This window comes from Mesorhizobium robiniae (assembly GCF_040545535.1).
GTDB lineage: Bacteria > Pseudomonadota > Alphaproteobacteria > Rhizobiales > Rhizobiaceae > Mesorhizobium > Mesorhizobium robiniae.
Genome location: NZ_JBEPMC010000006.1, coordinates 320,300 through 333,810, shown reverse-complemented (window position 1 = coordinate 333,810; position 13,511 = coordinate 320,300). Strand labels below are relative to the sequence as shown.

11 protein-coding genes are annotated in these 13,511 nt (G+C 60.8%); 7 read left to right on the top strand and 4 right to left on the bottom strand.

Annotation, left to right across the window (positions count from 1 at the left end):
- Window positions 1-515: 515 nt before the first annotated feature.
- The 6 genes from ABID19_RS18870 to ABID19_RS18845 all read left to right on the top strand — a co-directional run bounded on the left by ABID19_RS18870 (window position 516) and on the right by ABID19_RS18845 (window position 8,022).
- Entirely contained in the window at window positions 516-1,790 is a 1,275-nt protein-coding gene (locus ABID19_RS18870) for an N-acetylmuramoyl-L-alanine amidase (RefSeq protein ID WP_354492441.1), read from the top strand.
- Window positions 1,791-2,003: 213 nt separating this feature from the next.
- A complete protein-coding gene (locus ABID19_RS18865) occupies window positions 2,004-4,457 on the top strand; it encodes a penicillin-binding protein 1A (RefSeq protein ID WP_354492440.1) in 2,454 nt (817 codons plus the stop codon).
- Between the two features lie 141 nt (window positions 4,458-4,598).
- A protein-coding gene (gene prfB, locus ABID19_RS18860; RefSeq protein ID WP_352930498.1) for a peptide chain release factor 2 occupies window positions 4,599-5,730 on the top strand; the annotation gives its coding sequence in 2 pieces (ribosomal slippage) (window positions 4,599-4,664 and window positions 4,666-5,730; 1,131 coding nt in all).
- Between the two features lie 538 nt (window positions 5,731-6,268).
- A complete protein-coding gene (locus ABID19_RS18855) occupies window positions 6,269-6,655 on the top strand; it encodes a hypothetical protein (RefSeq protein WP_354492439.1) in 387 nt (128 codons plus the stop codon).
- A gap of 189 nt (window positions 6,656-6,844) precedes the next feature.
- A complete protein-coding gene (locus ABID19_RS18850; protein ID WP_354492438.1) occupies window positions 6,845-7,213 on the top strand; it encodes a GFA family protein in 369 nt (122 codons plus the stop codon).
- 158 nt (window positions 7,214-7,371) lie between these two features.
- On the top strand, window positions 7,372-8,022 hold the full coding sequence (locus ABID19_RS18845; protein WP_352930492.1) for an OmpA family protein: 651 nt from the start codon (window positions 7,372-7,374) through the stop codon (window positions 8,020-8,022).
- 54 nt (window positions 8,023-8,076) lie between these two features.
- Here ABID19_RS18845 and ABID19_RS18840 read toward each other — a convergent pair whose 3' ends face one another.
- On the bottom strand, window positions 8,077-8,352 hold the full coding sequence (locus tag ABID19_RS18840; RefSeq protein ID WP_354492437.1) for a DUF2798 domain-containing protein: 276 nt from the start codon (window positions 8,350-8,352) through the stop codon (window positions 8,077-8,079).
- A gap of 34 nt (window positions 8,353-8,386) precedes the next feature.
- Window positions 8,387-9,268, bottom strand: a complete 882-nt coding sequence (locus tag ABID19_RS18835) for an NmrA/HSCARG family protein (protein WP_354492568.1) — start codon at window positions 9,266-9,268, stop codon at window positions 8,387-8,389.
- A gap of 127 nt (window positions 9,269-9,395) precedes the next feature.
- On the opposite strand from ABID19_RS18835, the gene ABID19_RS18830 reads away from it, so the two are divergent.
- Window positions 9,396-10,289, top strand: a complete 894-nt coding sequence (locus ABID19_RS18830) for a LysR family transcriptional regulator (RefSeq protein WP_354492436.1) — start codon at window positions 9,396-9,398, stop codon at window positions 10,287-10,289.
- 180 nt (window positions 10,290-10,469) lie between these two features.
- On the opposite strand, the gene ABID19_RS18825 is transcribed toward ABID19_RS18830, so the two are convergent.
- Together ABID19_RS18825 and ABID19_RS18820 are read right to left on the bottom strand one after the other, a co-directional pair.
- A complete protein-coding gene (locus ABID19_RS18825) occupies window positions 10,470-12,110 on the bottom strand; it encodes a DEAD/DEAH box helicase (protein WP_354492435.1) in 1,641 nt (546 codons plus the stop codon).
- Window positions 12,111-12,301: 191 nt separating this feature from the next.
- On the bottom strand, window positions 12,302-13,075 hold the full coding sequence (locus ABID19_RS18820; RefSeq protein WP_352930484.1) for an NAD kinase: 774 nt from the start codon (window positions 13,073-13,075) through the stop codon (window positions 12,302-12,304).
- Window positions 13,076-13,511 lie beyond the last annotated feature (436 nt).

The following is a 13,511-nucleotide window of genomic DNA, read 5'->3' as shown; positions in this document are numbered from 1 at the left end:
CGGACCTTTCCATGATTGCGCTTGAAGCCATCGTAACCAGCAGAACCTTTTTGAACCAAAGCCCGGGAAAACCGGACCAGCTTGTTTGCTCGTACAGAGCCGGCGCGGGACAATCCCGGCCGTTTTCCTCACGCAGGCGTTTCCCCCGCCACGGGCTCGCACCTGCGAAATTCGTCGCGATCACCTGATGCCTTTTTCGCCTGAAGCGAAAGGAGCCGTCGTTCATCTGACCTGTAGCAGGAAGCTGCGGAGAAGGACGGTTCCAGGATTGCAGTGATCCACCATCGCTTTTATGATTTGGCGGGTTGGAAGGCAACCCCGATTTCCGATGCCGGCAAAAAGCAGTTCCGTAACGGAAGCACGCTTTAAGCCTTTGGATGAAAAGGCTTGGTTAACCTTCTCTGGATACCAATCGTTAATCGAGTTCGCGGCCTAACCGGCATTTCGACAAGACGCCGACACTCCGACAAGCAAGATTGGGCGCCTGACGCCAAACCGGAGCGACTGGAATAGAGATGGGACTGGCAGTCTTCACGCACAAGCGCAGTCGTGCCGGAGGCATTTTCTTCTACGCCTGCTTTCCTGTTGCTTGTCTGCTGTTGCTGGTTATCGCTTGCCTGGCCTTTTCGCCGGTTTCCTATGCTGCCGAAACGCCGCTTGCTGCGACGAGCTACAAAATGGCGGGCGACGCCACCAAGATGCGCATCGTCATGAATTTCGACCGCGAGCCCGACGTCAAATGGTTCTTGCTGCGCGGTCCCCACCGTCTGGTCATCGACCTGCCAAGTACGAAATTTGCCATCAATGCCAAAGATCTGAAGGCGCGCGGCTTGGTCAGGGGCGTGCGCTACGGCGACCTCGGCGAGGGGGGGGCGCGGCTGATTCTCACCGGCAAGGGGCCGTTCGCCGTCGACAGGTTCGACGTGCTCAAGAATGAAGACGGCACCGGTTACCGCATGGCCATCGACATGTCGGCGGCGTCCGCGCGGGAATTCGACGCTGCTCTTGCCAATCAGGCGCTGACCACGGGCTCGACGGTTTCCTCCGACAAGGGCGGCAGGATCGGCACCGGGCCGGTCTCCAATCCAGGCCATCGCTTCACCGTCGTGATCGATCCAGGCCATGGCGGCATCGACGGCGGCGCCGAGGGCCTGAACGGCACGGTCGAGAAGGACGTCACGCTCGCCTTCGCCAACGAACTGCGCGCCAGGCTTGCGGCAGCCGACAAATACGACGTGTTCCTGACACGCGAGACGGACCAATTCCTGCGGCTGGACGATCGCGTGCGCATCGCCCGTCAGCACGAGGCCGATCTGCTCATTTCGATCCACGCCGACACGATCAGGGTCAAGGGCATTCGCGGCGCAACCGTCTACACGGTCTCCGATAAGGCTTCCGATCCCGAGGCGCAGGCGCTTGCCGACCGTGAAAACCTTTCCGACCAATTCGCCGGCATGGAAATCAAGGACGACAACAAGGAAGTGACCGACATCCTGATCGACCTGATCCGCCGCGAGACGCACAGCTTTTCGATGAGTTTCGCCCACACTTTGGTCGGCCAGCTTTCCACCAGTGTCGGCCTGATCAACAATCCGCAGCGTTCGGCCAGCTTCAAAGTGTTGAAGGCGCCGGATGTCCCCTCCGTGCTGGTCGAACTCGGCTATCTCTCGAACGCCAAGGACGAGGCGCAACTGCTCAGCCCGGATTGGCGCGGCAAGGCAGCCCAGAGCATAACCAATGCCATCGCTCTGTTCGCTTCAGCCAAGGCCGGAGCAGGAACCGGAGGCTGAGATGCCCGCCGTCGCCCACAACCACAGGCAGCGTTGCACGACGACAACACCTTGTGCTTTTATTTCCGCCATTCGGAGCCGAAATTCCACGCTGCCGTATTTTACCCACATGGTGGCGACATGGGTTTTCGATTACCGGTCGGGATCGTCTCGAAAGCTTGCGCGAAAGGCGGCTTCGTTTAGGAGATTCCCGAACCAAGGACTGGAGCGGGCATGATTCGTCTCATTGGCTATTTTTTCGGCATCGGCACGGCGTTGGCCCTTTTGGTCGCGGCGGGCGTGGCGATCTATATCAGCCACTTGTCGAAGGATCTGCCCGACTACGAGGTCCTGGCCAAGTATGAACCGCCGGTGACGACCCGCATCCACGCGTCCGATGGTGCGCTGATGGCCGAATATGCGCGCGAGCGGCGCCTGTATTTGCCGATCCAGGCGGTGCCGGATCGTGTCAAGGCGGCCTTCCTGTCTGCCGAGGATAAGAACTTCTACAATCATCCCGGCATCGATATGACCGGCCTTGGCCGCGCGGTCATGGTCAATCTGCAGAATTTCGGCTCGGGCAAGCGCCAGGTCGGCGCCTCGACGATCACCCAGCAGGTGGCGAAAAACTTCCTGTTGTCCTCGGACCAGACCTACGAGCGCAAGATCAAGGAGATGATCCTCGCCTTCCGTATCGAGCAGGCCTATTCGAAGGACCGCATTCTCGAACTCTATCTCAACGAGATTTTCTTCGGGCTCGGTGCCTATGGCGTTGCCGGCGCGGCACTTACCTATTTCGACAAGGCGGTGAACGAACTCACCGTGGCGGAGGCGGCCTATCTGGCGGCTTTGCCGAAGGGCCCTTCTAACTATCACCCCTTCAAATATGCCGACCGTGCCATCGAGCGCCGCAACTGGGTCATCGACCAGATGGTCGACAACGGCTACGTCACGCGTGAGGAAGGCGACAAGGCCAAGGCCGAGCCGCTCGGCGTCACGCCGCGCCGCACCGGCACCTATCTGTTCGCCGGCGAATACTTCACGGAGGAAGTGCGTCGCCAGATCAGCGCCCGCTACGGCGAGAATGCGCTCTACGAGGGCGGCCTGTCCGTCCGTACGACGCTCGATCCCAAGATGCAGCTCATCGCCCGCAAAGCCATGCAGAACGGTCTGATGAAGTTCGACACGCTGCGCGGTTACCGCGGACCGGTGACGTCGATCAATGTGTCCGGCGACTGGGGTGTGCCCTTGGGCGAGGTAAAGCGACTGGAGGACGTGCCCGAATGGTCACTCGCCGTAGTGCTCGACAGCTCGGCGAACGGCCTGTCCATCGGCCTTCAGCCGACCCGGGAGGTCTCGGGCGAACTCGCCAAGGATCGCATCGAAGGCACGGTCAGCAAGGAGGACATGCGCTTCGCCATGCGTCATGTGGTCGACGGCAGGACCGTCAAGGCCAACTCGCCGGCGGATGTGCTGAAGCCGGGGGACGTCATCTTCGTGCAGAAGAAAGAGGATGCGGATGGGGCCTATGCCCTGCGCCAGGTCCCCGAAGTGGAAGGCGGTCTGATCGCCATGGATCCGCATACCGGCCGCGTTCTGGCCATGGTCGGCGGGTTCTCCTATTCGCAGTCCGAATTCAACCGTGCCACGCAGGCCATGCGGCAGCCGGGTTCGTCGTTCAAGCCGATCGTCTATGCGGCCGCCCTCGACAATGGCTATACGCCGGCTTCGGTGATCATGGATGGCCCGATCACCATCAAGAGCGGCAACACGACCTGGACGCCGAAGAACTACGATGGAAGGACAGCAGGCCCAGCGACCTTGCGGTCCGGCATCGAGAGGTCGCGCAATCTGATGACTGTACGCCTTGCCAACGACATGGGCATGAAGCTGGTCGCCGAATATGCCGAGCGCTTCGGCGTCTATGATCGTCTTGCGCAATATCTGCCGATGGCGCTGGGGTCGGGCGAAACCACCGTGATGCGGATGGTGTCAGCCTATTCGATCATGGCCAACGGCGGCAAGTCGATCAAACCAACGCTGATCGATCGCATCCAGGATCGCTACGGCAAGACGGTGTACAGGCAGGACGAACGCGGCTGCGAAAATTGCAACGCGGCCGAATGGCAGAACCAGCCTGAGCCGGAACTGGTCGACAATTCCGAGCAGGTGCTCGACCCGATGACTGCCTATCAGATCACCTCGATGATGGTGGGTGTCGTCGAGCGCGGTACCGGCGCCACCGTCGCCGAACTCGGCCGCCACATCGCCGGCAAGACCGGAACGACCAACGACGAGAAGGATACCTGGTTCATCGGCTACACGCCCAATCTCGTCGTCGGCCTTTATATGGGCTACGATCAGCCGAAAGGCCTTGGCAAAGGCGCGACTGGCGGCGGCCTTGCTGCGCCGATCTTCAAGGACGTCATGCGGGTGGCGCTGGACGGAACGCCCAATGTCGATTTCAAGGTTCCCGAAGGCATGAAGCTGATCGCCATCAATCGCAAGACCGGCATGCGGGCCAACTCACGCGACTCCGGTGCTTTTATCGAAGCGTTCAAGCCGGGCACCGGCCCCGCCGACAGCTATTGGGTGATCGGCATGGATGCGGACAGCAAGGCCTCCGGCGGATCGCTGTCGCCTCAGGCCAACCAAGCCATCCAGTCCGGCGGCGGCGGGCTCTACTGACATAGGATATGTCATTCTGGGCCGGCTTTCGAGCCGGCCCATTTCGCTTTACAGGCGGCGGTGCCGTCCCTATGTATCGCGCCAACCCGGCTCTGTTTAAGCAATAGGGCATCATTTCAGAACAGGACAGAACGGCCAGCCATGCGCGCGGAAACGCAGAATATTGTCGATGAGATCAGGCAGGCGATAACCCTGCTGAGGAGGCATCTTTGACTGGGATCAAGCTATAAAGCGGCTTGAATACCTGAATGTGCGAGCCGAGGATTCGAGCCTCTGGAACGAGCCGCTGGAGGCGCAGAAGCTGATGCGTGAGCGCCAGGGGCTCGAGGACGGGATCGCCGCGGTCAAAGGCCTCACCCAGGCCTTGGAAGACAATATCGGCCTGATCGAGCTTGGCCAGGAGGAGGGCGACGAGAGCGTCGTCGCCGAGGCGGAAGCGGCGATCCGCTCGATGCGCGGCGAGGCAAAGGCCCGCCAGATCGAGACGCTGCTTTCTGGCGAGGCGGACGCCAACGACAGCTATCTCGAAGTCCATGCCGGCGCCGGCGGCACCGAAAGCCAGGACTGGGCCTCGATGCTTCTGCGCATGTACACGCGTTGGGCCGAGCGGCGCCGCTTCAAGGTCGAGGTGCTGGAAGTCCATGACGGCGAAGAGGCCGGCATCAAGTCCGCTACGCTGCTGATCAAGGGCCACAATGCCTATGGTTGGCTGAAGACGGAATCCGGCGTCCACCGTCTCGTGCGTATTTCGCCCTATGACAGCAATGCGCGCCGTCACACGTCCTTCGCCAGCGTCTGGGTCTATCCCGTGATCGACGATACGATCGAGATCGACGTATCCGAATCGGATGTCCGCATCGACACCTATCGGTCGTCCGGGTCGGGCGGCCAGCACGTCAACACCACCGATTCGGCGGTCCGCATCACCCATCTCGCCACCGGCATTGCGGTCGCCTGCCAAGCCGAGCGCTCCCAGCACAAGAACAAGGCGAAGGCCTGGGAGATGCTGCGCTCGCGGCTCTATGAGGAAGAACTGAAAAAGCGCGAGGCGGTGGCGAACGCCACCGAAGCGTCGAAGAGCGATATCGGCTGGGGCCACCAGATCCGCTCCTACGTGCTGCAGCCCTACCAGCTGGTGAAGGATCTGCGCACAGGCGTCGAGAGCACAAGCCCGTCGAGCGTGCTGGACGGCGACCTCGACGATTTCATGGAGGCCTCGCTGTCGCAGCGCATCGAGGGCGGCGCCGGCGAAATGGTTGCCGATATCGACTGAAGCTCCTAATGCATGTCGCCCAAAAGTGCGCAGCGGTTTTGGGGTAACGATATGCATAGAAACAAAGAGCTTAAAGCGCGTTGCATCAAACGCGACACGCTTTAAGCATCAAAGCAGCAGGAACATCACGCTAGAGTAACAGGCTCTCACTCGAATTGAGCGCTTGCCTATGACTTTGTTTTTCATCGAATTTTCCAGAACGATTATCATTTCCTGGTTGGATGTCGCATGCCTGCCGGCGGTCAGCCCGGAACCACTGCGAGCTGAATCCCGTTGTTTGCGATCCCGTCTGCCGGGTTGACGAGGTTAGCCTCGCCAACCCGGCAGGCTGATTCCGGCCGCAGATGTCGGCGCTCGGTTTGCACAGCAATTTCTTGCGCCAACCAAGGAATCAGCCCAGCATTCAAGGGCTGGGGGGAGAAAAAGCATTTATGGCCGGACGCGGCGTATCTGCGACCTGACGATCCGGCCACTGGGAAGACACGTTCCGGGAACGGGCAAGCGAAACGCTTGACAACCGTCGATAGGAATTGCGCCCATGCCTGCTTTCACAACCCGACCGGCCTCAGCCGTCAACACGGCGCGCCGCTTCCTGAATTCAATCATCGCGGTGGTGGCTGTGACGGCCGCCATCGTGACATTTGCAGCACCCGCTCTGGCGCATGACGCCAAGCCGACCGCGGCGAAGCCGCAAGGCTGGAGTTACCCTTTCTCCTGCTGCTCGGGCTATGATTGCCGCGCGGTCTCGCAGACGTCGATCAGCGAGCGCCCGGAGGGCTACGTCATCAAGGGGACAGGCGAGGTCGTGGCCTACACCGACACACGGATCAAGAATTCGCCCGATGGCGAATATCACTGGTGCTCGGTTGCCGGCGCCAATGATGGAAAGACCATCTGCCTGTTCGTGCCGCCGTCATCGTTTTAGTGCATGTCGCCCAAAAGCTTGCCCACGGGCCTGATCCGAGAGGTGCGCAGCGGTTTTGGGATGACGACTTGCATCAAAAAAGATTGAAGCACTGACGCAGGCAAGCGGCCTGCTGACAGACAGTTGTCAGAAGCGTCTCTTTATGTTGCCTTGTCGTGCAGGCGGCAGGCAATCGTGAGGAAGTCGTTCATGACCATAAAGGCAAGCTGCCACTGCAGAGCGACGACGTTCGAGGTTTCGGAGGCGCCGCAAACGGTGACGCAATGCACTTGCTCCTTCTGCTCGAAGCGCGGCTCGTTGTGGGCCTATTACACGCCGTCGCAATTCAAGCTCACCAGCCCGCTCAAGAACGTCTCGTTCTACCGGTGGGGGTCGAAAACGATCAAACACGGCTTCTGCGCCACCTGCGGCTGCGGCACTTTCACCGAAACGCCGGACTGGTCGACAGGCAAGCCGGATTTCGACAATCCGAAGATCAGCGTGAACTCGCGCCTGTTCGACGATTTCGATCTCGAGCAGGTCGAGGTGATTGTTATCGATGGCAAGAATCTCTGGTAGTTGGTCGGGCCGATATTGCCGTGTGGATTTGAGCTTGGAAAAGCCGTAGCCGGCGCGTTTCCCGTTCCGCTTTTCGCCGCATTTCATGTTACAACGAGCCCGGAAGGGCTGATTTGGCGCGCCGTCGGCGTGGCCGCGGTTTGGAGAGGGACTACCGAATGAAAAAGACTGTGCTCGTCGCCGTGGCGACGGCTGTACTCGTGAGCGCCTGCACCACCACCGATCCGTATACCGGAGAGCAAAAGGTTTCCAACACTGCGGCCGGCGCCGGCATCGGTGCGCTGGCGGGCGCCGGGCTCGGCCTGCTTGCCGGCGGCAACGATCGCCGTAATGCGCTGATCGGAGCTGGCGTCGGCGCGCTCGCCGGCGGCGCCATCGGCGCGCACATGGACCAGAACGAGGCCGAACTGCGACGGCAGCTTCAGGGCACCGGCGTCAGCGTTACACGCACCGGCGACCAGATCATCCTCAACATGCCGTCCGACATCACCTTCAACGTCGACCAGGACGCGGTGAAGCCCGGCTTCTATCAGGTGTTGAATTCGGTCGCACTTGTGCTGAACAAGTTCCGGCAGACCACGGTCGACGTGTTCGGCCACACCGACTCTACCGGTGGCGACCAACACAATTTCGACCTGTCGCAGCGCCGCGCGCTGGCGGTCGCCAACTATCTGTCAGGGCAGGGCGTCGATTCCCGCCGCTTCGCCGTCACCGGCTTCGGCAAGACGCGTCCGATCGCTTCCAACGCAACGGCCGACGGCCGTGCCCAGAACCGTCGCGTCGAGATCCAGCTTTCACCGCTCACCTGAGCAAGCCGGCATGCAACACGAAGACGGCCCCGCAAGGGGCCGTTTCTGTTTGGATTAGGGTCGGACCGGCTGATCGACAATTGCCGCAACGATCCGACGCACGATCGGAAGGACAATCAGCAGGCTCGGAAATGCAACAAGCCATGATACGCCCCATGCGTATGACCAGGTCGCTACGAAACCGTTAGTCCAACCCGTGCCGATCGCCGTCGAAACCGCCGAGATGATGCAGGTCATGAGGATTGAAAGAACGAACGGCATGACCACAGCGCTGTAGGAAGGTGGCAGTTTTCTCAGCTTCAACGTCTTCTTTTGCGGTGACGCTTGCATGGAAGTCTCCCAGTCGGAAAATGCGTGAGCGCGATCAGGCTTTCTGTGCCGTTTGCAGGGCCAGTTCTCGGATAAAGCTTCGTAGCGAACGCGGCTCGCGGCCCAAGGCGGCGCGCAATGTCAGGCTGTTTCCGCCGAGGCCATATCGGGCGTAATGGTCATGTACTTTAGCCAGCATCTGCAATTGGCGGTCATCGTAGGGGAGGCGGGCATTCGCTGCCCACTCGCCAAAGGCTGTCTCGCCAGCAGAGATCGGGCGGCCAAGCTCCTCGCTCATCATTGAAACGATCTCTTCCCGGCTATGCATACCGGCGCACAGCTCGAGCGTCGCATAGGACAACCCCGCTTCGGTCAATGCGATCGCTGCCACTTCGGCGACATCGCGGTAATCGACACGCGCCAGCTTTGCCGTCTTTGGAAACGGTTCCGAGAAAACGCCGTCCCTAACGATGGCTGGCCAGGCTGCTGCGATGTTCTGCATGAAATTGGCAGGATGCAGAATGGTGTATTCCATGTTCGTCGAGTAGAGAGCATCCTCGACCGGCACCTTGCTCGCATGGTTTTTTAGCCTCGTATTGGTCGGCTGGATCACCGACGAGAAGACGAATTTTCGAACGCCTGCTCGTGCTGCAGCCTCGACCATGGCAATACCCATGGCTGCTTCATCGGGGGCAAAAGCCGGTCCGATGTGAAAGACGCCGTCGACGCCCTCGACGGCATTTTCGAGGCTCTGAGCGTTGCGCAAATCTCCGGTCACGACCTCGGATGCCCCGAGCCTCCGGGCCTTTTCGGCGTTCGCGGGGTCGCGAACGAGTGCTCGAACGCTGGCATTGCGGCGGATAAGTTGAGGCATGATCAATCCGGCAAATCGGCCTGTTGCGCCCACGACCAGAACGGTTGGATTGAGTGCTCGCATGTCAATTCCCTTCGACCGAAGCTTGCCCTTGTCGGGATTTCTTCCAGGGAAATAAAAAGTCTCGAACAGCGTTACAATTGTTTGGATTTGCGATAGTTTCTCTCGATTTTCGAGAGAAACGGACATCATGAGCCGGATAGATGATTTTGAAGCTTTCATGGCAGTCGTCGAGCACGGAAGCTTGACGGCCGCCGCACGCCGGCTGAACCGCTCACTGCAATCGATCAGCCGGTCTTTGGCGACGCTGGAGGAATCCGTCGGGGTCGAGCTTGTACAGCGGACGACGCGCCGCTCGACACCAAGCGAAGCGGGCTTGGCATTTTTCGATCGCATCAAACCTGCGATCGACGAAATAAACGACGCGAGGCTTCAAGCCGCCAACCAACGATCGGAGCCATCAGGCATCCTGCGCGTGAGCGCGCCAGTTCTGTTCGGCCCGGATTTCGTTGTACCAGTCATCGCCGACTACATGCAGATGTATCCGCGGGTCGAGGTTGACCTCCAACTCGCCGATGGGTTTGTTGATCTTGGTGCCGATGGCCTCGATCTCGCGATACGGATCGGCAATTTGCCGGATTCCAGCTTGCGAGCCAGACGCTTGGGCGCGTTGCGGCGCGTCGTGTTCGGATCGCCTTCCTACCTTGAACGCCGTGGCCGACCAACGCATCCCTTTGACCTTAGCAAGCACAGTTGCATTGTTCGAACCTCCGACCAGCGTCCGGGTGAATGGATGTTTCAGATCGAGGGGAAACCTCGGGCGGTGAAAGTGGCTGGCAGTTTTCGATCCAATTTGATGGCACCGATCTATGCGGCCGCAGTTCATGGATTGGGTTTGGGCTACTCGCCCCTCTGGCAGATAAGGCATTTGGTGGATGATGGCCGCCTAGAGGTGGTTTTAAGCGACTTCGAGCCGGTGCCGGTACCAATGCATGCCGTGTGGCCGGAAGGCAGATCATCTTCAGCCAAAGTTCGCGCGTTTCTGGATATGTTACCGTCCCGCCTGGAATTCAAAAACCTGTAGCCACCGGATCAGACGAGGCGACGGAGCGCGGCCGACGGCTAGACGCGGCAGCGGCCGACCGGGCCTTGAACCGGGGCGTCGAGCTCCAGCTTTCGGGCCACACCAGAGCAAAGCATGTCAGACACGAAAACGGCCCCGCAAGGGGCCGTTTTCGTTGGGATTTGGGAATTTCTTGTGTGGTCAGACCTTGGCCACGATGCGCATGAAAGCGGGCATGTCGTCGCCGAAGCCGACGGTCGCGTCATTGTCTTCCTGGCGATTGCGGGCAGGGCGGTTGCCGTCGCGCTGCGGCCTGGTATCGCCACGTTCCGGCGCACGCTGTTCGTTGCGATTGCGATCGGACGAAGCCTTGCGCTCAGATGAAGCTTGGCGCTCAGATGAAGGTTGGCGTTCGGGTGAAGCTTGGCGTTCGGTATTTTCCGAGCGGATTGCTTCCTTGCGCGCGCGCCGCTCGCCGGCATCGGCGACCGCGGTGTCGGCCACCAACGGCTCGCCCACAGTATCCGGTGCTGTATCTTCGCTTTGCCTGGCGTGGCGTTCGCGCGGTTTGCGTTCGCCCCTGTCCTTGCGGTCGTCGTCCTTGCGGCCGGCACGGCGCGGCGCGCCGCGGCCACGGCGGGGAGCGTCGTCCTCTGCGCCCTCGCTGGCGACGACCGTCGACAGATCGCCGTTATGCCATTCGATCTTGTTGCCGATCAGCCGTTCGATCGCGTCGATGTATTTCGTGTCGGATTTGGTGGCGATGGTGAAGGATTTGCCCGAGCGGCCGGCCCGGCCGGTGCGGCCGATGCGGTGGACATAATCCTCGGCATGGATGGGCACATCGTAATTGAAAACGTGACTGACATCGGGAATGTCGAGGCCGCGGGCCGCAACGTCCGATGCAACGAGGTAGCGCAATTTGCCGTCACGGAAATTGGCCAGCATCTGCATGCGGGCGCGCTGATCCATGTCGCCATGCAGCGCGCCGGCGTCGAAATCATATTTCAGCAGCGAGCGGAAAAGCTCCGAAACCTCGACCTTGCGGTTGCAGAAGATGATGGCGTTCTTCAGCTCGGCATCCTCGGCCTTCATCAGATTGCGCAGCGTCTCGCGCTTATCCCAGGGTTTCGAGCCGGATTTCACCAGCCGCTGGATGATGTTGGTCGCCGCGGATGCGGCCTTCGAAACCTCGACGCGCACCGGCGCGTGCAGGAATTTCTCGGTGAGTTTGGTGATCTCAGGCGGCATCGTCGCCGAGAAGAACAGCGTCTGCCTCGTGAACGGGATCATCTCGCAGATACGCTCGATGTCGGGAATGAAGCCCATGTCGAGCATGCGGTCGGCCTCATCGATGACGAGGATCTCGACCCCGTTGAGCAGAAGCTTTCCGCGCTCGCGGTGGTCGAGCAGGCGACCGGGCGTCGCGATCAGCACGTCGGCGCCGCGCTCCAGCTTCTTGTCCTGCTCGTCGAAGGACACGCCGCCGATCAACAGTGCGATGTTGAGCTTGTGGTTCTTGCCGTATTTGACGAAGTTTTCTTCGACCTGCGCTGCAAGCTCGCGCGTCGGTTCCAAGATCAGCGTGCGCGGCATGCGAGCCCGGGCCCGGCCTTTTTCGAGGCGGGTGAGCATCGGCAGCACGAACGAAGCTGTCTTGCCGGTGCCGGTTTGGGCGATGCCCAGAACATCCTTGCCGAGCAAGGCGTGCGGAATGGCGCCAGCCTGGATCGGCGTCGGTTCGGTGTAACCGGCATCGGTAACTGCGGAAAGGACCTTCGGCGACAGGCCGAGGTCTGCGAAGGTCAACGCTTCTTGAGCGATCTGGGCGTCTGAGGACAAGTTTGGCTGTCTTTGGCTGGTTCGGGGGCGCAACGTAAGCAGTCGCGGCAAGCGCCGCGCGCCTGCAAGATTGGTACTGCAGGTAGGCGCAAGCCCACGATTTGTCAACAGAAACGGGCGCGGAATGGCACGATTGTGAAGTCGTAACCTTAATCGCGATGCTTAATCGGGCTGTCTGTCGCTATGCCGGTTCAATAGCGGAACTGTTCGGCGAGAATACGCTCGTTCCAAGAGTGGTTGGGATCGAACAGCAACGTCGCTGTCGCCGTTGGCGATTCCCGTACCGTGACCGAGGTTACGGCCTTCACCTCGGTGTGGTCGGCGGCGGCGTTCACCGGCCGCTTTTCCGGCTCCAGAATGTCAAAACGAACGATCGCCTTGTTGGAGAGCAGCGCGCCGCGCCAGCGGCGCGGGCGAAACGGACTGACCGGGGTCAGCGCCAGCAGCGGCGCGTCGAGCGGCAGAATCGGCCCGTGCGCGGACAGATTGTAGGCGGTCGAACCGGCCGGCGTCGCGATCATCACGCCGTCACAGTTCAATTCCTCCAGCCGCATCTGCTCGTCCACGGTGATACGGATCTTGGCCGTCTGGTAGGATTGCCGCCACAGCGCAACCTCATTGATCGCTAGCGCCGAAATCGTTTCGCCCTCTGCCGTCACCGCCTGCATCTCCAAGGGACGGATCGTTTCGGCAACGGCCGCCGCGATGCGCCCCGTCAACCCACTGGCGCGGTACTCGTTCATCAGGAATCCGATGGTGCCACGGTTCATACCGTAGACTTTTTTTCCCGTGCTCATCGTCTCGCGCAAGGTCTGCAACAGGAAGCCATCGCCGCCGAGGGCGACGACGATTTCTGCATTTTCGATGGATGCCTGGCCATAGCGCGCCGACAGGCTCTCCAGCGCCGCATTGGCGTCGGCGGTGCCGGACGAGACGAAGGCGAAACGGTTGGCGGCTTTGCTCATGGCTCCCCAATGGCGAAGGTTGGTGGCGACCGGCTGGTGGCGACCGGTTGCTGGGGCCGCGCCAGCGCCGGGTTAGCATGGGCGGGCAAATCTGCAAAGGAGGCAAAGTGCTGCTCTCGACACAGCGCCGTGAAGCACGCCGGTCAGGTTCTCGCGCACCGTGTCGGGCGACAAGCGAATGTGATGGTTAAGGTAGGGATTAAACTCTCGTAAAGCCGGATCGATCATGTTAGCCGGCAGTGGATGGGCGGCGTGGGGGCCAGCCAGTCGGACCGATCTATTGCCGGTAACACGCCTGATTATCATCGTCCTGATGCTGGGAAGCTTTGCGCTTGCTTTTGCCCAACTGGTGCGCCAGTCCGAAGAGACGAGTTTAAGACCCCAGCCCACGGCTTCACGCTGCGGCGACGCCGCCGGCACACCGTGCCCTCAAAGG

Coding starts and splice junctions, on each gene's coding strand:
- ABID19_RS18870 (WP_354492441.1), top strand. CDS start 516: ATGGGACTGGCAGTCTTCACGCACAAGCGCAGTCGTGCCGGAGGCATT.
- ABID19_RS18865 (WP_354492440.1), top strand. CDS start 2,004: ATGATTCGTCTCATTGGCTATTTTTTCGGCATCGGCACGGCGTTGGCC.
- ABID19_RS18855 (WP_354492439.1), top strand. CDS start 6,269: ATGCCTGCTTTCACAACCCGACCGGCCTCAGCCGTCAACACGGCGCGC.
- ABID19_RS18850 (WP_354492438.1), top strand. CDS start 6,845: ATGACCATAAAGGCAAGCTGCCACTGCAGAGCGACGACGTTCGAGGTT.
- ABID19_RS18845 (WP_352930492.1), top strand. CDS start 7,372: ATGAAAAAGACTGTGCTCGTCGCCGTGGCGACGGCTGTACTCGTGAGC.
- ABID19_RS18840 (WP_354492437.1), bottom strand. CDS start 8,352: ATGCAAGCGTCACCGCAAAAGAAGACGTTGAAGCTGAGAAAACTGCCA.
- ABID19_RS18835 (WP_354492568.1), bottom strand. CDS start 9,268: ATGCGAGCACTCAATCCAACCGTTCTGGTCGTGGGCGCAACAGGCCGA.
- ABID19_RS18830 (WP_354492436.1), top strand. CDS start 9,396: ATGAGCCGGATAGATGATTTTGAAGCTTTCATGGCAGTCGTCGAGCAC.
- ABID19_RS18820 (WP_352930484.1), bottom strand. CDS start 13,075: ATGAGCAAAGCCGCCAACCGTTTCGCCTTCGTCTCGTCCGGCACCGCC.